The organism is Shimia sp. R9_2 (assembly GCF_017743735.1).
In the GTDB taxonomy this organism is placed as follows: domain Bacteria; phylum Pseudomonadota; class Alphaproteobacteria; order Rhodobacterales; family Rhodobacteraceae; genus Shimia.
The window spans coordinates 149,220-169,681 of sequence record NZ_JAGHRO010000006.1 but is presented as its reverse complement, the minus strand read 5'-3'; the positions used below and the strand labels follow the sequence as shown (position 1 = coordinate 169,681).

Here is a 20,462-nt window from a genome sequence, read left to right as displayed (position 1 = left end):
TCTGATTTGGAAAGCAGCTTTCCGGTCAGCTTTCGCGGAAGGCTTTCACGAAATAGTCTGTGAGCGGCTTCGTCAGATACGCAAGCGGTGTACGATCGGTTGTGCGCAAGAACGCATCTACGGGCATGCCCGGTATCAGCGTCACATCAGACGGCAGTTTTTCCACTTCGCCTTCCGACAGCTCAATCTCGGCCTCGTAGTAGGACTCACCCGTTTGGTCGTCTTCAAACGCATCCGGTGAAATGCGCACCACATTGCCCTCAAGCTCTGGCGTCGTACGCTGATCAAACGCGGAGAACCGCAACGCAACCTCTTGCCCCGGATAAACCTGATCGACGTGAATGGTGGGAACCTGCACAGCCGCCACCAGCGGACGATCCTGCGGCACGATAAACATCAAGGGGTCTGCGGGTCTGATCACCGATTGGAGCGTGAACACGTTGAGCCCGTAGACCACGCCGGACACCGGTGCCCGGATGGCGAGACGGTCGAGTTTCTGGCTCAGCTGACGCCGACGCTCGGCCAATTCAAGCTCCCGGTATCTCAAATCGCGCAACGTCGCGATCGCTTCTTCCCGACGTGTTGTCTGCAGTTTGAGCAGTTCAATTTCAATTTCCGTGATACGACCATCGGCCTGCGCGCGCTGCGCCAGCAGTTCCCCGACTTGCCCGGCGAGGGACGCCTCTTCCCGCTGCAGCGCCAGAACACGTGTGGCCTGCGCCAACCCTTTTTCCAAAAGCTGTTGCTGGTCCGCCAATTCAGCCCTGATCAGATCTAGCTGCTGGCTTAGCGCATTTCTTTGGGCGTCGATGCCTTCGATTTGGCTCTGAATTTGCGCGATGCGTTTTCCGAGCTGTTCCGTATTGCGATCCAAAGATTCCGAACGCGCCATGAACAAGCGCACTTGGCCGTCCATAAACCCGGACACATCGGGGTTTGTAGAACCTGCTTTGATCAGCTCCCCGTCAAACACCACAACTTCGGCGTCATCGCGTTCCGCTTCCAATCGCCCTCGGCGCGCCATGATCTCCCAGAGCTCACCCTCAGTCACAATCAGCTCAGACATGAGATCCGCTTCATCAAGCCTAAGCAGCAATTGCCCTTGCTCCACCTGATCACCTTCGTCGACCCCGATTTCAGTAATTACACCACCGTCGATGTGCTGAACCACCTGCCGGTTGCGATCCACCTCAACGCGGCCTGAGGCCACAATCGCCCCCGCAATTTGTGACCCGACAGCCCAGGCACCAAACCCGCCAACCAAAATCAGAAGTGCAATGCCGCCGTAAATGAGGGGCGCACGTGCCGTCCAACGGTTGTTCGTATTCATTGTACCCCTCCTGGAGTGGTTGCACCTTTGACCTCAGAGTAGTTCTGCAGAACTTCTTTGAGCACCTCATCACGAGGTCCAAACGCCCGTCGTGCGCCTTGCTCCAACACCAAGAGTTTGTTGCATTCCTGAATAGCCGCAGGACGGTGCGCCATGATCAAGACCGCCTTGCCTGAAGCTTTCATGTTCCGAATCGCGGTATTGAGCGCGTTGGATCCTTCATTGTCCAAATTGGAGTTCGGCTCATCCAAAACAAGGAGCACCGGATTGTCATACATCGCGCGCGCAAGCCCGATCCGCTGAATTTGCCCGCCCGAAAGACGACCTCCATGAGAGGCCACTTGCGTGTCGTAACCTTCCGGCAGTTTCAGGATCATTTCATGCGCATCGGCTTTTTGTGCGGCCTCTACAACCTTCTCCGGATCAGGCGTTTCTGCGAGACGTGCGATGTTGTCGGCAATTGTGCCGTCAAAGAGCTCGACCCGCTGCGGCAGATAACCGATATAGCGCCCAAGGTCCGTTGGATCATATTGATCAAGCGTCGCGCCATCCAGCCGCACTTTACCACCGGCAGTCTTCCAAACCCCAGTGATCGCTTTCGCCAAAGTCGACTTCCCCGCGCCAGAAGACCCGATAACCCCGACGGCCTCCCCCGGAGCCACGTCAAATGTGATCATACGCAAGGACGCCTGGCTCTCACCCGGAGGCACCACAGTCACCTGCTGTAGACGGAGGCGCGCCGCAGGCACAGGCAGCTTTGTGCGAGGCGCTTCCGGCGGCACTTCGCCGAGGAGTACAGACAGGTTTTGCCAACCGTTGCGGGCACGCTGCACAACCGCCCATTGGTTCACGGCCATTTCAATTGGCGCCAGTGCGCGCCCCAAGAGAATTGACCCTGCGATCATGGCCCCCGGCGTGACAAGGCCCTTCAGCGCAAGATAGGCCCCAAGGCCGAGCATCGCAGACTGCAGGAAAAGGCGGAACGTTTTGGTACTGGTAGAAAACAGGCCGCCGACATCAGCAGCAGCAACTGTGGCTTGCAACGACTCGCTGCGCGCTTTGCGCCAACGGCGAAACGCGGCTTCGCGCATCCCCAGCGCACTGACCATCTCCGCCTCAGCTTGCAGCTGCGATGACATCTGATTGGCCACATGCGTTGACATATTCACCCGCTGCAGAGGTCTGCGTGAGGCAAGCTGATTAAGCACCGCCGCAATAATCAGGATGCCACCACCAACAACGGCCAGCATACCAAGCCAGGGATGGAAAAGCGTGATCCCAATCAGAAACACAGGCGTCCAAGGAATATCGAAAACGGCCGTCAGCACCGGCGACGTAAGAAGGCGTTGAATGGACTCCAGATCCGACAAAGCGGTTTGCGATTCACGAGACTTTTCGATTGTCGACCGGCGGATTGCGGCATCAAAAACGCGTTGATCCAAATCTTCTTGGAACCGCGCGCCCACGCGCGCCATCACGCGCCCCCGTACAAAATCAAGCACGCCCATCAGTGTGAAGAGAAATGCGACCAACAGCGACAGTGCAATCAAAGTCTCTTCAGATCCGCTCCCCAGCACCCGGTCATAGACCTGCAACATATACAGGGGGCCGGTGAGCATCAGCAGGTTCACAAAGAAGCTGAATAAGCCAACTGCCCAATAAAGAGCACGGCTGCGCTTTCGGACACTTCTGAGTTCTTCTTCGCCTTGTTTTGCAGCAGGTGATGCCATCAACTTTACTCTTGTCACTTAGTCTTGGGTCGCAGTCCATCTTCGTTTGCTATATGGAACGCTAAAGAATCAATCTAAGCGACCAATATGGCCGAAACCAAAACAGCGGTTTCAATTCGTCTTTATGCTGCTTAGGTAGACTATATCTAAATGTGAACGTGCCATAGTTGGTGAGTAGAAGAGAATACGACGTGACCCTCCTGCCACAATTCTTGCTTAATAAACAGCGCAATCTGCTTTGCCTCCTGTTGGCCTTGACCGTCAGCGCCTGCGCAAGCACCTCAAGCCAGTCGCCTTCTGGGATCAACGATCCAAATGAGGCTGCGAACCGCCGTATCCACGGCTTCAACAAATCGGTAGACAAAGTCCTGCTTTCACCTGCGGCTACCGGCTACGGCACGATCGTGCCGCCAGTTGCGCGCAGAGGCTTCTCGAATTTCGCAGATCACCTGTCGTTGCCAAACGACTTCATCAACAACTCCCTGCAAGGCAATGTGGGCGAAGCAACCACCAACCTTGCGCGCTTTACCGTGAACACATTGTTTGGTCTGTTCGGGTTTATCGATGTCGCCAGCGCCGGCGGTATGGAACGGCACGACACCGACTTCGGCGAAACGCTTCATGTCTGGGGCAAAGGCGAAGGCGCCTATACCGAGCTTCCATTCTTTGGTCCTTCAACAACCCGCGACGCCTACGGCCTGCTTGTCGACATCATCTTGGATCCCTTCTTTGTGGTGACACGCGAGCCCACACGCTACATCGGTGCAGGCGCCTATGTCGTGAATGTGATGGGCAACCGTTATGACTACGACGAGACCATCGATTCCATTCTCTACGAGAGTGCCGACAGTTACGCCCAAGCACGTATTCTTTACCTGCAGAACCGCCGCTTCGAACTTGGAAACGGTGATGCAAGCACTTATGTCGATCCAGAATTCGACCCCTATGAGGATCCGTATGCCGATTTCTAAGCTGTCCCGCCGTTCGTTTATGTCCTTTGTTGGCGCGTCCCTCGTGGCAGGCGCCGTAGCCGGGCCTGCTCTGGCAACCAACGAAGCACAAGCGACTGCACTCATCGAGAAGGCCGTCGCGGACATCAACAAGGTGATTTCCTCGGGTAAGCCCGTGAACGCGATGATCAAAGATTTCGAGCGGATCTTTGTGAAGTATGCGGATGTGAACATCCTGGCGCGCTCTGCACTTGGCCCTGATGCGCGCAGCGCGAGCAAGAGCCAGCTGAAATCCTACACCAAGGCATTCCAAGGATATATCGCCCGCAAGTACGGCAAACGCTTCAATGAGTTTGTCGGCGGCAAGGTGGATGTTGTCAGCGGTCGCCCGGTGAAAAGCTTTTATGAAGTGAAAACCCAGGTCACCCTGCGCGGTCAGGCGCCTTTTGAGGTGAACTTCCTGGTGTCTGACAAATCAGGCCAAAACCGCTTCTTTGACATGATCATCGAAGGCATCAGCCTGCGTCTGTCGGAAAAGTCGGAAATCGGTGCATTGCTGGACCGCAACAATGGCAACATCGACGGCCTTATTCGCGATCTGAACAAAGCTGGCTGACCCCAGCTTCCTAACATGTAGGCAACTTTGACGGCGGCAATATCAATTGCCGCCGAAAATGTCTCTCAGGATGCCATTCACCACATCTTCGATGCCGGAACGCTTAGGTCGGTCGGGTGTCCAAACCTTTTTGGGCTGCGGCTTGGGCGCAAAGGCAGGCAGAGGTTTGGGCTCAACGCCCTCGTGAATGCGAACCATGGCTTCGCGCCAGATTTCAGCTGGTAAGCCACCACCTGTCACACCAGTCAAAGGTGTGTTGTCATCATAGCCCATCCACACCCCAGCAACGTACTCGTTGGTAAAGCCAATGAACCACGCATCCCGTGCGGCTTGCGTGGTGCCGGTTTTACCTGCCACCTGCCAGCCTGGCATTTGCGCCCGCGCGCCCGTGCCCTCGCTCACCACCTTCTCCATCATCCAGATAAGTTCGCGCGCCGCAGCATCCGAGATCACACGCTCGCCAATGCCGCCACCTGAGCCCATCAAAGAACTTTCATCCCCAAGCAGCCGCAGCTCGACCAGCCCGTAAGGCGTAACAGACGAGCCACCATTGAGGATACCGGCATACGCCCCGGTCATTTCTAGCAAGCTGCTTTCAGACGCCCCGAGCGCGAGCGCGGGACCCGCCGCCAGATCGCTTTCGATGCCAAACATACTTGCCACGGTACGCACATTTTCGCGCCCAGCCTGCTCTGACACTTTCACCGCCGGAATGTTCAACGAGTTCTGCAGAGCAAAGGTCAGTGAGACATCTCCATAATATTTGCCGGTGTAGTTCTTTGGACACCACTGACCTGATCCGGGGATATTCTGGCAATAAGGCTCATCCAGAACCTTGTCGTCATAATGAGCGCCGCGCTCCAATGCGGTGGCATAGACAAATGGCTTGAAGGCACTGCCAGTTTGACGCTTCGCTTGCGTCGCACGGTTAAAGGCACCTGACACCTGAGTCTCGCGACCACCTACCATAGCTCGTACCGCCCCATCAGCCGACATAACAACAATGGCGGCTTGCGCTTTTGAGCCTTCGCGAACCTTGTTCTCAAAAACCCAGCGGAGCCCTTTTTCAGCAGCAGCCTGAATATCCGGATCCAACGTGGTTTTTAGGATCACATCTTCCGTGGTGTTACGAGTAAAGAATTCAGGCCCGGACGCCATGACCCAATCCGCGAAATACCCACCCGCATTCGCCTGGGCAGCCTCTGACAATGTCGCCGGGTTCGCTTGATAAAAGGCCGTATCTTTTTCCGACAGATAATCCTGCTCGTTCATAAGCCGCAGGACAGTCGCCGCGCGATCTTGAGAGCGCTGCAGATTGGCTGTAGGCGCCAAAGAGGACGGCGCAGTCAGCAGACCCGCAAGCATGGCCCCCTCTGCCGGCGTCAAATTCGCAGCGGGCTTTCCGAAATAGCGCTGCGCTGCAGCCTCAGCACCGTAGGCACCGCCGCCCATATAGGCGCGGTTCAGGTAGACCGACAGGATTTCATCTTTGGTATATTTGACCTCCATCGCCATAGCATAGATTGCTTCTTTGGCTTTCCGCCCCAGCGATCCTCGCCGACAATCCCGCACATAGGCTGCTTCGCTCTCCCAGTCATCGGGATCGTAGGCCACACCGAGGCACAGAAGCTTTGCTGTCTGTTGAGTGAGTGTGGAGCCACCGTGACCTGAGAGCGGGCCACGTCCTTCGCGAAGGTTGATCCGAACGGCACTCGCCACACCACGCGGGCTGATCCCGAAATGGCGGTAGAATCTTTTGTCCTCTGTCGCCACCACCGCGTTTTTGAGGTGCTTGGAAACCGTATCGGCGGTCACGACACCACCAAATTGGTCTCCACGCCACGCAAAGACTCTGTCGTCACGGTCGAGAAGCGTGACAGACCCTCGCGCACGTCCATCCAGCAGCTCATCAACATCGGGCAGGGTCAGGTACACATAGCCCACGGCAAATGAGACGATCAGAGCAATTACAAAGCTTGTGCGCCAAACCAGCGACCAGACAAGGCGCAGCACCCATCCAAAGATCCGGCGGAAAAACGCGACAATCGGATTCTGCTTGCGCGCCGGCTTGCGAGCCGTGGCGCGTTTCTTTTTTGTCGCTGCTGGCTTTGCTTTGGGTTTCGCAGACTTGCGAGCAGACTTTGGCGCTGTGCGACCGTAGCGCTTCTCTGCCACCAACGGAGGCTTTTTTCGTCTTGAATCACTCATGGATACCCAGCTGCTCAGTTCGCTTTTCGCCTATTTTACCCCGTTGCTGACTACTTGTAAGGCCGAAGTACAGTCGGATTCAGTTATCATTAAGCTCATTTTTTGTGCATCAGCTATTTTTAGCATCTTTTTTGAGCATGTGCCTTCGAAATTAGCCAATTGACGCGGCTTCAGCCTTCGTTTTCGGCGCTCTGCTGCGGTTTTCTGCAGACGCAAAATTCGCGGGGCGCCCCCCGCATCGCCAAAAGGGGAACAAGGTGAAACTGATTATCGCAACGATCAAACCGTTCAAGCTGGAGGAGGTCCGCGAGGCGCTGACCGACATCGGCGTGCGCGGCATGATGGTCACTGAAATCAAGGGCTTCGGCTCCCAATCCGGACACACTGAAATTTATCGCGGCGCTGAATACGCTGTGAACTTTGTGCCGAAAGTCAAACTCGAGCTCGTGGTTGCAGCCAACATGGCAGACCAAGTTGTCGAGACCATCACCAAGACCGCCCAGACCGGCAAAATTGGCGACGGCAAAATCTTTGTATTGGACGTGCAGCAAGCAATCCGCGTGCGCACCGGCGAAACGGATGCAGACGCCATCTAAGGCGTCGCAAGGAAGGAATACACGCATGAAAACTCTGACGAAAATTGCTCTGACCGGTGCGCTGACAGCGCTTCCGACTCTGAGCTTTGCTCAGGAAGCCGCTGCGGCTCCGGGCTTTGACGAAATTGGCCCATACATCATGACCACTCTGCTGTTCTTGGTGGGTGGTTTCCTTGTTTTCTGGATGGCAGCCGGTTTTGCGATGCTGGAAGCGGGCCTCGTTCGCTCCAAGAACGTGACCATGCAGTTGACCAAAAACATGGCGCTCTTTTCGATCGCCGCCATCATGTACTGGCTGGTTGGCTTCAACCTGATGTACCCTGGTGACTTCAACGGCTACTTCGCGTTCAACTTTGTTCCAACGTCTCTGGAACCAGTTGGCCTCGACGCCGCTGACGCAGCACTGGACTACGCTTCCGTTGGCTCTGACTTCTTCTTCCAGCTGATGTTCGTTGCTGCAACCGCATCCATCGTTTCCGGTGCGCTGGCAGAACGTATCAAACTGTGGCCGTTCCTCGCATTCGTTGTCGTCCTGACCGGCATCCTGTATCCGATCTCCGGCTCCTGGCAGTGGGGCGGCGGCTGGTTGTCTGAACTCGGCTTCTCCGACTTCGCAGGCTCCACCATTGTGCACTCCGTAGGCGGCTGGGCTGCTCTCGCCGGCGCCATCGTACTTGGCCCACGTATCGGCAAATACAAAGACGGCCGCACCGTTCCTATGCCGGGCTCCAACCTTGCACTGGCCACTCTGGGCACATTCATCCTGTGGCTCGGCTGGTTCGGCTTCAACGGCGGCTCTCAGCTGGCAATGGGCACTGTGGGTGATGTCACCGACGTATCGCGCATCTTTGCCAACACCAACATGGCCGCAGCAGCTGGCGCAGTTGCCGCACTGATCCTGACACAGATCCTCTATAAGAAACCAGACCTTACCATGATCCTGAACGGCGCACTGGCAGGCCTCGTCTCCATCACCGCAGAACCTCTCGCACCTTCGCTCGCAGGCTCACTGGTGATCGGCGCAGTGGGTGGCGTGATCGTGGTGATCACTGTTCCGCTGCTGGACAAACTGAAGATAGACGATGTTGTTGGTGCGATCCCAGTTCACCTCTTTGCAGGCATCTGGGGCACCATCGCAGTGGCCTTCTCCGGCTCCGCAACCATCGGCGCACAGCTGACCGGTATCGTTGCCTACGGTGTGTTCACCTTCGTAGCTTCCCTGATCCTCTGGGTCATCCTGAAAGCCGTGATGGGCATCCGGGTCTCTGAAGAAGACGAGATCAACGGTCTGGACATGTCTGAACTGGGCATGGAAGCCTATCCGGACTTCTCCAAAGGCTAAGCAAAGCCGCTACAAACGAAATCGTGAAGCCCGGGCAGCCGCCCGGGCTTTTCACTTGCAAGACAGTTCAGAGCGCTCATGGTACTTTGTCCCCATGAGACACTTGATTTTACTTTTAAGCTTTATTTTGGCGAGCGGCGCATTCGCAGATTCACCGCAGATCACCGATATCAAAGCAAACTCGAGCACCAACGGCTGGCGCTTTGATGTCACAATTCTACATCCTGACACCGGCTGGGACGATTATGCAGATGGCTGGCGCGTAGAGCTTTCTGACGGCTCTATTTTAGGGACCCGTGAATTGCTCCATCCCCATGTGAATGAGCAACCCTTTACCCGCAGTCTCAGCTCTGTGGCCATTCCTGAGGGAACAACCACTGTCTACCTGCGCGCCAGGGACAATGTCGGTGGCTGGGCCGAGCAGACCACAGCTTACGAGTTGCCATAAAACAAAAGCGCGCCCGAAGGCGCGCCGATTTCATGGCGAATGGTTTGTGTCAGTGCACGGTTACCGGTGAGTAATTGTGCTGGCGCGCCAAGATAAACGCGAGATTGCGCTCTTTCACAAGCGCGAGCCGTTCGCCGTCGGTGGTGTGCACAGCAAAGAGCGTTTCCGCGCCTTCAGCTTGCTCCTGAACCTCTTCGGGCAACTCCGCGACCAAAACCTCCCGAACATAGACAACGCGATCATCCAGTGACTGGGTGTCAAATTCTGCCTGCATAATCTTATCCTTTCTTGATCTGGATGGTTTGAACAATCGTCTCAGGACGCGCCTGGGTCAGGTCTACATGCAGTAAACCGTTCTCCATAATGGCTTCACCTACCTCCACGCCATCCGCGAGTACAAAGCTGCGCTGGAACTGCCGCGCTGCGATACCCCGATGCAGAAAAACACGCTCTCCGCTGTCTTCTGCCTGCCGCCCGCGCACTACGAGCTGACGGTCCTCAACGGTGATGCTCAGATCCTGTTCCCGGAAGCCTGCAACCGCGAGTGTGATGCGATAGGAGTAATCCGAGGTCTGCTCAATATTGAACGGAGGATAACCTTCGCCACCAGATTTTGCCGTCCTCTCCAAGAGGCGCTCGAGCTGCTCAAAGCCCAGAAGATGGGGATAGGACCCCAAAGTAAGTTTGGTCATTGACACGTCCTTTTCAAAGCGACCGTCTGCGCGCCGATCCCTTTCTGGCAACCGACTGCCTATCAAATATGGGGGAGGCTCTGGCATCCCGCAAGTCACCAACTATCTCAACTGTCATAAATTCCGCGTGGTTGCTGCGCTTTTCAGCAGCGCACAAAGAGAGTATTCTATGACTCTCGCCAAGATTGAGGACAGCCAAATGAATGCCACGACCGATTTGTCCATGAAGACAGACGATGTTTTGCGAGTCGAATTGGAAGTTTTCAAACAGGAACACCGCGATCTTGATGATGCGATCAACGCACTTGTCGACCGTGGCACTGGCGACCAGCTGACCATTCAGCGCTTCAAGAAGCAGAAACTGCGCCTGAAGGACATCATCGCACGGATCGAAGACCGGCTTACGCCTGACATCATTGCCTGATTGGCACGCTACTTATTGACCTCGATTGCGTCTCTCGGTGTCGATGTCAAACAAGCTGCGCGGAAAACTCATATCGGTTGTGACATCATCCAGCCGTACCGTTGTTTGCGAGCCATAGGCATCCAGAATCACCCATTCTTGTAGAGCGACAGGCGAATCAGAAAACTTGAGCTGAATCTGGCCACTTTCCGGGCTCTTAGGGTCTTGGGCTGTCACCACAGTATGCGTGCCGTCAAAGCTGTGCCCGACCACCATATTGGCAGCCCCCAGATCGACGTTTCTCGCCAAGATCAATGACAGCGGCGTGCGGCGAAGCGGATAGGTCTCAGGCGCACCATTGGCGCGGTCATCAAAAATCGCAACGGCATTGTTGCTCGCTAAAACGAGTGCCTTCTGCGGCGGCGCGTATTCGAAACGCATTTTGCCCGGCCGCTGAATGAACAGACGTCCGGTTTGGACAGAACCATCATCAGATGTCTGAACAAATGCGGCCTCAGCCGTTTTCAAGCCGTTCAGATAGGTGCTCAACGCATTCAGGGAGAGCTTTTCGGCAAACGCAGGTGCCGCGGTGGTCACAGCGAGAAGGGCTGCAAGTGTCAATCTAACCATTTTCATAAACCCAATATAGGCGCGCCCTATCGGGTTGCGCAGAGGCTGAGCACACTTTCTCGTGCGCTCAGCGGAAAATCACTGCTCCGGCACCAGAATCTCACGCTTGCCAACATGATTGGCCGGGCTGACAAGGCCTTCATCTTCCATCTGTTCCACAAGGCGTGCGGCCTTGTTATAGCCAATCGCCAGCTTACGCTGGATATAGGAAGTGGAGCACTTGCGGTCCTGAATGACGATCGCAACGGCAGAATCATAGAGCGCATCTTCGCCATTGGTGTTGCCACCGGTGTTCAGCCCGAGCACAGCATCGATATCGTCAGCCTTGCCATCTTCCGGCCCCTCGACAACGCCACCGATGTAATCCGGCGGACCAAAGCTCTTGAGATGGTTCACAATCTCTTCGACCTCTTCGTCGCTCACGAAAGGCCCATGGCAGCGGGTGATCTTCGCACCACCAGCCATGTAGAGCATGTCCCCCATGCCAAGGAGCTGTTCAGCCCCCATCTCACCGAGGATCGTGCGGCTGTCCACTTTTGACGTCACCTGGAAAGAAATCCGCGTCGGGAAGTTCGCCTTGATCGTACCGGTGATCACGTCCACCGATGGGCGCTGCGTGGCCATGATCAGGTGAATACCCGAGGCACGCGCCATCTGTGCCAGACGTTGAATGCAGGCTTCGATCTCCTTGCCCGCCACCATCATAAGGTCCGCCATCTCGTCGACGATGACCACGATGTAGGGCATCTTTTCCGGTACGATTTCTTCGGTCTCAAACACGGGTTCGCCGGTCTCATCATCAAACCCGGTTTGCACCGTTCGACTGAACGTCTCGCCCTTGGAGAGCGCATCATTCACACGGCTGTTGTAGCCATCAATGTTGCGCACACCCATTTTGGACATCTTGCGGTAGCGATCTTCCATCTCGCCCACGACCCACTTCAATGCCACTACGGCTTTCTTCGGGTCGGTCACAACAGGCGACAGCAGATGCGGAATGCCGTCATACACCGACAGTTCCAGCATCTTCGGGTCGATCATGATCAAACGACAATCTTCCGGAGTCAGGCGATAAAGCAGGGACAAGATCATGGTGTTGATCGCAACCGACTTACCCGAACCAGTAGTCCCCGCAATCAGCAGGTGAGGCATCTTCGCGAGATTGGCGACAATGGGATCGCCGCCGATGTCTTTGCCGAGCGCAAGCGGCAGCTTCATATTGCTGTCGCCAAAGTCACGCGCAGCGAGGATCTCGCGCAGCACCACCTTTTCCCGGTTTTCATTTGGCAATTCGATGCCAATCACGCTGCGACCCGGCACAGTCGACACACGCGCAGACAGCGCAGACATCGAGCGCGCGATGTCATCTGCCAGACCAATCACACGGCTCGCCTTCAGACCCGGTGCCGGCTCAAGTTCATACATGGTGACAACAGGCCCGGGGCGCACGCTCACGATCTCGCCTTTGACACCGTAGTCATCCAAAACGGTTTCCAGCATACGCGCGTTTTCTTCTAACGCCTCATCACTCAAATGATGGCGCTTGATGTCGAGCGGATTCTCCAAAAGGCCAAGCGGCGGCAATTCGTAATGTGAGCTTTCCTCTTCAAAGGCCAAGGAAGGCTGTGCTTCTGCCTGCGCCCGAGTTGAGGGTTGAACCACCTTGTTCTGGCGCGGCTGCACAACTTTCTTCGGTTCGGCAACCGGAATTGGGGCGATTGGTGCGACCGGCGCTGGGGTGGGTGCTGGGGCGTCAGACACAATCTCAAATCCCGCAACGGTGCCCTCTTCCAGCTGTGGCTCAGGTGCGGCAACGCTTAGCTCTGGGGGGTAAGGGGCAGACTGATGCATGGAAAGCGGCGGTTCTGCCCGCAGACCGGCCAGGGGTGCAGCAACCACCTCAGGCTCAGGCACAGCGGTCAATGTCGGCTCATTGTCGCCCAACAACAGCGGATCCGGGCCTCGGCCACGTCCCTTGGTCAGCGGTTTGTCTTTGTGCAACTCCGGTGGCGCCACAGGAACGCCGCGCCGTGCGCGCGAACGCATCACATCGGCAATTTTGGCGCTGATACGGGCCTCTTCCGGACGCTCGCCAAAATCTTCGGCAAAGAGATTTTCGACGAGTTCCTGCTCAGGCAAATCCTCGGGCGTCGGCTCTGCGCGCTTGATCAACCCTGGAATGCGCAGTCGAGGCTTTGGTTTTGCCTCAACCACCGCGTCTTGGAATTCGTCGGCATCCTCAAGAACAGCGTCTTGCCATCCAGCCTCGGCAGCCATGTGATCGCTCTGTGCGGCAAGCTCACGGCGCTCATTCCGACGCTCTTGTGCAGCCTTCGCAGCCTGCACCGCGCCAGTTGCTCCACGCCCCAACAACCGCATCAAGGCGTCATAAGCCAGCACCAAGCCAACAACGAGCCCTTGCGCCAAACGGCTGAGTTCCAGTTTGGTGAAACCAAGCACGAAGCCCGTGACAGCCACAAAGGCAATCCCGGTCAGAAGCGACATGAATTTCACACCCGACTGGGCTCCGATCGGCAAAATGGTCAGCAGGGCGCCCATGACCGTGTCGCCAAACAGGCCGCCAAGTCCAAATGCGTGAATCCAGTCCGCCCCGGGCGTCAGGGTCGAGGCATAAATTGCACCCAATGCCAGCATAATCGGCGCGAAGATAATACGGCTCTGCACACGCTCTTCGCCAACGTGAAAGGCAAAGCGGAACCCCCACGCGCCAAAAATCAAAGCGAGACCAAGACTGCCCCAGCCGACAATAATAAACAGTGGTGCAGCGATCGAAGCCCCAAATCGCCCCAGCATATTCTGCACCGGTGCATCGGTGACGGACAGCCAGCTGGGATCGGATGGGGAGTAGGACAGGATCATGGCGGCCGACATAATCGCCAGGCCCAACAGCACGATACCAATCAGCTCTTTACCACGTTTTTCGACTGCCGCCTGTGTGTTGCTATCCAACAAAGGCCCACGTCCTCTCGCTTGATACGCCATACTCCACCTCTTTATTATTCTTGCCCGTAGAGACAGTCGCGCAGCTTCACCAGCGCCTCTGCCACCTCGGTTTTTGGAGCCACCAGTGCAGCCCTGATAAACCCTTTTCCAGGGTTTTCTCCGTCTGCATCGCGGCTCAGATAGGCCCCCGGCAACACGCGCACGCCGGTTTCAGTCCAAAGTTTGACCGTTGCAGCCTCACCGTCTTCAACGGGCAGCCAGAGAAAGAACCCTGCGTTGGGGCTCTGATATCCTTCAATGCCCGAAAATATCTCATCGGCGAGCTCAAACTTTTCCGCGTAGAGCCGGCGATTTTCAATCACATGCTCTTCATCCTGCCAAACCTTGACTGCAGCCATTTGCAGAGGAAGCGGCAAAGGCGCACCTGAGTAGGACCGCAATTGCTTGATCCGGCGAATGCTCTCCGGGCCGCCGCAAACAAATCCGGAGCGCAGGCCAGCGAGGTTGCTGCGCTTGCTCAGAGAATGGAAAATCAGCAAGCGTTCAGGATCTGCCCCCATATCGCGTGCCACCTGAATGGCGCCGGTAGGTGCTTCGCCACGGTAGATTTCCGAGTAGCACTCATCCGCGAAAATCTTGAAATCATATTTTTCGGCCAAGCCGATCAGCTGTTCCCAATAGGCGCGATCCGCCACTGCACCCTGCGGGTTCGCAGGAGAGCAGACATAGGCAACTGCTGTGCGTCGGAGCTGCGCTTCAGAAAGGCCAGAAAAGTCCGGCAGATGGCCGCTGGCTTCGGTCGCGGGGACAAACAGTGCTTCCGCACCCACGGAGATCGCCGCCACCGCATAGACCTGATAAAACGGATTGGGAGTCAGAATGAGCGGCTGTTCGCCATTCTTGGTTTCCGGGCACAGCGCCATGGCGGCGTTGTAAAGCCCTTCACGTGTACCGTTAAGCGCCATAACTTCGGTGTCGGCATCTACCGGGACGCCATACCGGCGCTCCACCCACCCTGCGATGGCCTCAAGCAGTTCGGGCGCACCCTCGTTTGGAGGGTAGCGATTAAAGGTCGCGGAATGCGCAACAATTTCGTCTGTCACCCAGTCAGGGAATGCATGCTTTGGCTCACCAATGGTCATATGGACAACTGGGCCACCTGGTTCCAGGTGATCCAATAGCGCACGCAGACGCGGGAATGCATAAGCCGGTAGGTTCGAAAACCGCTCGGGGAAAATCATATTCAACTGCCTCAAGTTCGGGATCATAGCGCCCCGTTTGTGCCCAAACTATCCAAAGCCTGAGTCTGCGTCCACTAAAATGCCGGGGACATTTGAGCTTGTGGCCTTCGCGCCACCACAACACAAACCCTAAAGCACGCTCAGGATGGACACTGCCTTAGGAGCGCGCTATGCCACGCGGGTTATGGCCAAGAAGCAAAAGAACTCTGATCCGAATTATAAGGTGATCGCCGAGAACCGGCGGGCGCGGTATGACTATGCCATCGATGATGACATCGAAGTTGGCATTGTTTTGTCGGGATCAGAAGTGAAGTCTTTGCGCGAGAAGTCCGGCAATATTGCAGAAAGCTATGCTGCTGTGGAAGATGGCGAACTGTGGTTGGTGAACTCCTATATCGCGCCATATGAGCGCGCGATGTTCCCGCACCTCGAGCGGCGCAAACGTAAGCTTCTGGTCAGCAAGAAACAGCTTTCTGACCTGTGGAGTGCGACCCAGCGCAAAGGCATGACGTTGGTTCCCATGGTGATGTACTTCAATCACAAAGGCTTTGTGAAAATGAAGATCGGCATCGCCAAAGGTAAGAAAAACCACGACAAACGTGCGACGGAAGCCAAGCGCGACTGGGGCCGCCAAAAGCAGCGCCTACTGCGTCACGGCGACTAAACCTGCCTAAACAGCGCAAGCCATTCTGCGTCAATTTCGGCGAGTTTTTTGGGATCAATCTGATCAAGAATCTCCCAATAGCGTCCACTTGGTGCCTCATAGCCCAGCGCGGCTTCCGCACGGCGTAACTCGGCAACTTCTGCATGTGTTGCGACAACTTCGGGCTGGATGTCCCGCAGGTCGCTCAGCTCAGCGCGCGGAAATACCATGCGACTGTCCTCAATAGACAAATTCACACAGGCACAGCCCTCCTGCGCCGCAAGCAGCGCGAGGCGCGCAGACTTACCTTCAAGGTTCTGAAGCGACACATCTTCGCGCAGCGGGTCCGCCGCACCTGTCCCATAAAAATGCGTATTGCCCTGCTTGGGATAGACCATATCACATCCGATAAACGCCATGACGTCAGGCTTCAGCGCTCCCAGCGCCCAATACCCAGCCGTAAAGGCCATAGTGCCGCCCGCAAACAAAACGCCGCCAAATGCATTGTTCTGCGGCACATATTCCGTATACCGCACCACGCTCTGCGCGTTGCTGATCTCAGACGGGTGTCGATCTTTGGGAAAGTCCTCAGGAAAGATCACATGTGTCCAATCGGGGCGCACGCGCCATGCGTTGTTAATGACAACGATGTGGTCAAACTGTTCCCTTGGCCAATCGGCGGCCAACGGTGCGTTGGGACCGCTGCCAATTATCAGGACCTTTCCCGCCATCACAATTTGCTCCCTCATCTTTAAATGCAGCTCCTAAATAGAACCGAGGAAGATTACGACATTCAACCAAAAGTGGTTCACTCATCGAAATTAGATTTGCGCCCGACTTTTGGACGCCAGAATAGCCCTACGCTACCCCGCCACTTGCCTCTTGCGGGTGCGGGATGTAGGCAGTGTTTCTAGTGTTACTGGAAAGGGATAAGATGAGCGACGATCCCAAGACATTGGTGTCCACTGAATGGCTGGCCGCCCACCTGAAAGACCCAGACCTCCGCATTCTGGATGGCTCTATGTCACCCGTTGGCATGGATAACACGGCGGGCGCTGAATATCTGGAGCGCCACATCCCTGGTGCGCGCTATTTTGATATCGACGATATCTCAGACGGGCGCAGCAACCTCCCTCACATGGTGCCGCCGGTCGAAAAATTCATGTCACGACTGCGCGCGATGGGCGTCGGAGACGGCCACCAGATGGTGGTCTATGACAGTGCTGGCCTGTTTTCTGCAGCGCGGGTTTGGTGGCTCTTCAAACTGATGGGCCAAAACAACATCGCAGTGCTGGACGGTGGGCTTCCCAAATGGATCGCCGAAGGCCGCCCCGTTGAGGATCTGCCGCCGATTATCCGCGACCGCCACATGACCGTGCGCCGTCAGAACCACATGGTGCGCGACGTGACGCAGGTTTCTCATGCGGCCAAACTTGGGGATCACGAAATCATTGATGCCCGCGCCGCAGCACGTTTCCGCGGTGACGCGCCCGAGCCCCGCGAAGGTCTGCGTTCAGGCCATATCCCCGGCTCCAAAAACGTACCGTTCACAGACACGCTGAATTCAGATGGCACGATGAAAAGCGCAGAGGAACTGCGCGCCGTCTTTGAAGGAGCAGGCGTTGATCTGAGCAAACCGACCATCACCACTTGCGGTTCCGGCGTGACTGCGGCTGTTTTGTGCCTTGCGATGGAACGGTTCGGAAAGACCGATCACTCCCTTTATGATGGATCATGGGCCGAATGGGGGGCGTTCCCCACTGTGCCCGTAGCAACCGGAGAAGCCTGATGCTCACCAACCTGAAAGAGCAGCCCAAAGATAAGATCCTCGGCCTCATGGCCATGTATCGCGAAGATCCTCGCGCCACCAAGGTGGACTTGGGTGTTGGCGTTTACAAAAACGCCGAAGGTGTGACCCCGGTCATGCGTGCTGTGAAAGCGGCGGAGCAGAAGATTGTCGAGGAGCAGATCACCAAGGCGTATACCGGCTTGGCGGGGGATCCGGCCTATGCGGACGCCATGATCGACATGCTGCTGTCTGGCACCGTAGCACGCGACCGTCTGGCTGCCGTGGCCACCCCGGGCGGTACCGGTGCCATTCGTCAGGCTTTTGAGCTGATCAAGACAGCAAATCCAAAAGCCCGTGTCTTTGTGTCTGATCCAACCTGGCCGAACCACGTCAGCATTCTGAACCACCTTGGCATCGAAATGGTGAAATACCGCTATTTTGACGCGGAGACCCGTGGCGTGAACTTTGACGGCATGATGGAAGATCTTGCCGGCGTGACCCGCGACGACGTGGTTCTGCTGCACGGCTGCTGTCACAATCCGACCGGCGCCAACCTGAACCTGACGCAGTGGCAGACCGTGATCGACCTGATCACCGACAAAGGCTGTACGCCGATGATCGACATCGCCTATCAGGGCTTTGGCGACGGTCTGGAAGAAGACGCCGCCGCAACGCGCCTGGTGGCCCAGTCAGTTCCAGAACTGCTGATCGCGGCTTCCTGTTCCAAGAACTTTGGCATCTATCGCGAGCGTACGGGTCTACTGATCGCCATGAGCGAAAAAGCGGAGAACACCGCCATCGCCCAGGGCAATCTCAACCACCTCAACCGCCAGAACTTCTCCTTCCCGCCAGACCATGGCGCACGGGTGGTGACCACGATTCTGACTGATGCGGAGCTCAAAGCAGACTGGATGGCAGAACTGGAAGAAACCCGCCTCGGCATGCTCGCGCTGCGTGAACAGCTCGCCAGCGAACTTCAGCGCCTGTCCGGCTCGGATCGCTTTGGCTTCCTTGCGCAGCACCGGGGCATGTTCAGTCAGTTGGGCACCACGCCAGAGATGGTCGAGAAACTGCGTGTCGACAACGCCATCTATATGGTTGGCGACAGCCGCATGAACATCGCAGGCCTGAACAAGAATTCTGTGCCGGTTCTGGCCAAAGCCATCGTCGACGCTGGCATCTAAACTCACATCACAACCGCGCCTTGGCCCATCGCTGAGGCGCGGTTTCTTTTTGGAGTACGCTCATGTCTCTGGACTACAGCACCCTTGCAGCCACAATCGCCTCCCTCACCGAAGGCGAAACCGACGCCGTCGCTCTCATGGCCACGGTGACTTGCGAAGTGCACCACGCCGATGACCGCTTTGACTGGACGGGCTTCTACCGCGTTGTCGCGCCAGAATTGCTCAAAATCGGGCCCTATCAAGGTGGTCACGGCTGTCTGGTGATCCCTTTCTCGCGCGGCGTCTGTGGTGCAGCTGCGCGCACCGGTGAAACACAGCTCGTCCCTGACGTAGATGCCTTCCCCGGCCACATCGCTTGCGCCAGCAGCACCCGCTCAGAGCTGGTTTTGCCGGTCTGGAACGGCAATGGCGATCTGCTTGGCGTGTTTGACATCGACAGCAACCAGCCCGACGCTTTCACCCAAGAAGACGCCGATCAGCTCACCGCCATTCTCGGAGCCGCGTTCAAGAATGCCGCTTAAATTCTAGAAGGGCGCCTTGGCACGAAACGCCATGCCCTTCCCGCTCTCGGGATGGCTGATCCGCAGCTCCTCTGAGTGCAGCATAAGGCGGGGGAACGCCAAGGCCTCCTCTTCCGCATAAAGCGGATCTCCCAAAATCACATGTCCCAGCGCCAGCATATGCACCCGCAGCTGGTGGCTGCGGCCGGTTTTGGGGCTCAGGCGCACGCGCGTCTCACCATCACTGACCTTAAGCGCCCGCCAATCGGTGATCGCCGGCTTGCCGTTCTCATGATCCACCATCTGGCGCGGCCGATTGGGCCAATCCACAATCAGCGGCAGGTCCACCGTGCCAGACTTCTCCGCCATCTTTCCCCAGACCCGCGCAACATAAGTCTTCTTGGTTTTGCGCTTTTCAAACTGCATCGACAGGTTTCGCTGTGCGTGTGGGGCCAGGGCAAACACCATCACACCTGATGTGTCCCGATCCAATCGGTGCACCAACAAAGCGGTTGGAAAAGCCGCCTGTACGCGACTGATCAGACAATCAGAAAGATGCTCACCCCGCCCTGGCACCGACAGCAGGCCGGAGGGCTTGTCGACCACAACAATGTCGCTGTCTTCATGCAAGATCACCAGTGGATCTTGGGGCGGATCATAGGGGGTGATTTCAGTCATGGAGCCGGACATAGGGCTTTGCGGCACGTTGGGCAACCCGACGTCAGGCTTGAGTTGCCCCTATAGATGCGCAGGCTACGCGTGGGAGAGTAAGGGAGGACCACAGATGCACCCCACAATCACACGCATGCAAGAAGTTGTCGCCAAGGGCAACGAAGACGACATCAGATCGCTGCTGGCTGAAGATGTAACATTTCAACCGCCCACTTACTGGGCCACATGGACCGGACGGGACCCGGTGGCAGCGGTGCTTGGGCATGTGGGGAATGTCTTCACCGATTTTCGCTATCGCCGCGTGATGGGAGACGGCAAGGACTGGGCGCTCGAGTTTCAGTGCAAAGTGGGTGAGTTTGACTGTGTGGGTGTTGATCTGATCACCCTTGATGATCGGGGCGGCATTAAGCATTTCGAAGTGGTGATGCGCCCATATAAGACCATTGGTGCCCTGCGCGATGCGATGAACAAGCGTGTCATGACAGACCCGCGTTTCCTAAAATTCAAAGAGGCTTTAAGCTAAC

Annotated in this window: 21 protein-coding genes; 11 read left to right on the top strand and 10 right to left on the bottom strand. The window is 56.6% G+C overall.

Annotation, left to right across the window (positions count from 1 at the left end):
- Positions 1-25: 25 nt before the first annotated feature.
- The gene (locus J7400_RS15195) at positions 26-1,330 is read right to left on the bottom strand and encodes an HlyD family type I secretion periplasmic adaptor subunit (RefSeq protein ID WP_209064799.1); all 1,305 of its coding nucleotides are present in this window, start codon (positions 1,328-1,330) and stop codon (positions 26-28) included.
- On the bottom strand, positions 1,327-3,060 hold the full coding sequence (locus tag J7400_RS15190) for a type I secretion system permease/ATPase (protein ID WP_209064798.1): 1,734 nt from the start codon (positions 3,058-3,060) through the stop codon (positions 1,327-1,329). The genes J7400_RS15195 and J7400_RS15190 overlap by 4 nt, the downstream gene beginning before the upstream one ends.
- Before the next feature lie 191 nt (positions 3,061-3,251).
- Here J7400_RS15190 and J7400_RS15185 point away from each other — a divergent pair, with 191 nt between their 5' ends.
- Positions 3,252-4,031, top strand: a complete 780-nt coding sequence (locus J7400_RS15185) for a VacJ family lipoprotein (RefSeq protein ID WP_348540181.1) — start codon at positions 3,252-3,254, stop codon at positions 4,029-4,031.
- Entirely contained in the window at positions 4,018-4,626 is a 609-nt protein-coding gene (locus J7400_RS15180) for an ABC transporter substrate-binding protein (RefSeq protein ID WP_209064796.1), read from the top strand. Before J7400_RS15185 ends, J7400_RS15180 begins: the two co-directional genes overlap by 14 nt.
- Positions 4,627-4,668: 42 nt before the next feature.
- Here J7400_RS15180 and J7400_RS15175 read toward each other — a convergent pair whose 3' ends face one another.
- Positions 4,669-6,834 (bottom strand): transglycosylase domain-containing protein, encoded by a 2,166-nt coding sequence (locus J7400_RS15175; protein WP_209064794.1) that lies wholly within the window; start codon positions 6,832-6,834, stop codon positions 4,669-4,671.
- A 257-nt stretch (positions 6,835-7,091) separates the two neighbouring features.
- On the opposite strand from J7400_RS15175, the gene J7400_RS15170 reads away from it, so the two are divergent.
- The 3 genes from J7400_RS15170 to J7400_RS15160 all read left to right on the top strand — a co-directional run bounded on the left by J7400_RS15170 (position 7,092) and on the right by J7400_RS15160 (position 9,220).
- Entirely contained in the window at positions 7,092-7,430 is a 339-nt protein-coding gene (locus tag J7400_RS15170; RefSeq protein ID WP_058238401.1) for a P-II family nitrogen regulator, read from the top strand.
- A 25-nt stretch (positions 7,431-7,455) separates the two neighbouring features.
- A complete protein-coding gene (gene amt, locus J7400_RS15165) occupies positions 7,456-8,772 on the top strand; it encodes an ammonium transporter (protein ID WP_209064792.1) in 1,317 nt (438 codons plus the stop codon).
- A 94-nt stretch (positions 8,773-8,866) separates the two neighbouring features.
- Complete coding sequence (locus J7400_RS15160; RefSeq protein ID WP_209064790.1) at positions 8,867-9,220, top strand: hypothetical protein; 354 nt, start codon at positions 8,867-8,869, stop codon at positions 9,218-9,220.
- 49 nt (positions 9,221-9,269) lie between these two features.
- On the opposite strand, the gene J7400_RS15155 is transcribed toward J7400_RS15160, so the two are convergent.
- Positions 9,270-9,494: a DUF1150 family protein gene (locus J7400_RS15155; RefSeq protein ID WP_209064788.1), complete on the bottom strand. Its 225-nt coding sequence runs from the start codon at positions 9,492-9,494 to the stop codon at positions 9,270-9,272.
- A 4-nt stretch (positions 9,495-9,498) separates the two neighbouring features.
- On the bottom strand, positions 9,499-9,912 hold the full coding sequence (locus J7400_RS15150) for an Hsp20 family protein (protein WP_209064786.1): 414 nt from the start codon (positions 9,910-9,912) through the stop codon (positions 9,499-9,501).
- A 199-nt stretch (positions 9,913-10,111) separates the two neighbouring features.
- On the opposite strand from J7400_RS15150, the gene J7400_RS15145 reads away from it, so the two are divergent.
- Entirely contained in the window at positions 10,112-10,336 is a 225-nt protein-coding gene (locus J7400_RS15145) for a DUF465 domain-containing protein (RefSeq protein WP_209065011.1), read from the top strand.
- Between the two features lie 12 nt (positions 10,337-10,348).
- On the opposite strand, the gene J7400_RS15140 is transcribed toward J7400_RS15145, so the two are convergent.
- The 3 genes from J7400_RS15140 to J7400_RS15130 form a co-directional block, all read right to left on the bottom strand.
- Complete coding sequence (locus J7400_RS15140) at positions 10,349-10,945, bottom strand: outer membrane lipoprotein carrier protein LolA (protein ID WP_209064784.1); 597 nt, start codon at positions 10,943-10,945, stop codon at positions 10,349-10,351.
- A gap of 78 nt (positions 10,946-11,023) precedes the next feature.
- The gene (locus J7400_RS15135; protein WP_209064782.1) at positions 11,024-13,948 is read right to left on the bottom strand and encodes a DNA translocase FtsK; all 2,925 of its coding nucleotides are present in this window, start codon (positions 13,946-13,948) and stop codon (positions 11,024-11,026) included.
- A gap of 14 nt (positions 13,949-13,962) precedes the next feature.
- Positions 13,963-15,150 (bottom strand): aminotransferase class I/II-fold pyridoxal phosphate-dependent enzyme, encoded by a 1,188-nt coding sequence (locus tag J7400_RS15130; RefSeq protein ID WP_209064780.1) that lies wholly within the window; start codon positions 15,148-15,150, stop codon positions 13,963-13,965.
- Between the two features lie 184 nt (positions 15,151-15,334).
- Here J7400_RS15130 and smpB point away from each other — a divergent pair, with 184 nt between their 5' ends.
- Positions 15,335-15,814 carry an SsrA-binding protein SmpB gene (smpB, locus tag J7400_RS15125; protein ID WP_209065009.1) on the top strand — a complete coding sequence of 160 codons (480 nt, stop codon included), beginning with the start codon at positions 15,335-15,337 and terminating at the stop codon, positions 15,812-15,814.
- On the opposite strand, the gene J7400_RS15120 is transcribed toward smpB, so the two are convergent.
- A complete protein-coding gene (locus tag J7400_RS15120; protein WP_247738830.1) occupies positions 15,811-16,542 on the bottom strand; it encodes a hypothetical protein in 732 nt (243 codons plus the stop codon). The two genes, smpB and J7400_RS15120, sit on opposite strands and share 4 nt — an antisense overlap.
- 185 nt (positions 16,543-16,727) lie before the next feature.
- On the opposite strand from J7400_RS15120, the gene sseA reads away from it, so the two are divergent.
- The 3 genes from sseA to J7400_RS15105 all read left to right on the top strand — a co-directional run bounded on the left by sseA (position 16,728) and on the right by J7400_RS15105 (position 19,287).
- The gene (sseA, locus tag J7400_RS15115; protein WP_209064778.1) at positions 16,728-17,582 is read left to right on the top strand and encodes a 3-mercaptopyruvate sulfurtransferase; all 855 of its coding nucleotides are present in this window, start codon (positions 16,728-16,730) and stop codon (positions 17,580-17,582) included.
- On the top strand, positions 17,582-18,766 hold the full coding sequence (locus tag J7400_RS15110) for an amino acid aminotransferase (protein WP_209064776.1): 1,185 nt from the start codon (positions 17,582-17,584) through the stop codon (positions 18,764-18,766). Before sseA ends, J7400_RS15110 begins: the two co-directional genes overlap by 1 nt.
- A gap of 62 nt (positions 18,767-18,828) precedes the next feature.
- A complete protein-coding gene (locus J7400_RS15105) occupies positions 18,829-19,287 on the top strand; it encodes a GAF domain-containing protein (protein WP_209064774.1) in 459 nt (152 codons plus the stop codon).
- A 3-nt stretch (positions 19,288-19,290) separates the two neighbouring features.
- Here the strand turns inward: J7400_RS15105 and J7400_RS15100 are convergent, their stop codons facing one another.
- Positions 19,291-19,944 (bottom strand): RluA family pseudouridine synthase, encoded by a 654-nt coding sequence (locus J7400_RS15100; protein ID WP_209064772.1) that lies wholly within the window; start codon positions 19,942-19,944, stop codon positions 19,291-19,293.
- Positions 19,945-20,050: 106 nt separating this feature from the next.
- Here J7400_RS15100 and J7400_RS15095 point away from each other — a divergent pair, with 106 nt between their 5' ends.
- Positions 20,051-20,461: a nuclear transport factor 2 family protein gene (locus J7400_RS15095; protein ID WP_209064770.1), complete on the top strand. Its 411-nt coding sequence runs from the start codon at positions 20,051-20,053 to the stop codon at positions 20,459-20,461.
- Position 20,462 lies beyond the last annotated feature (1 nt).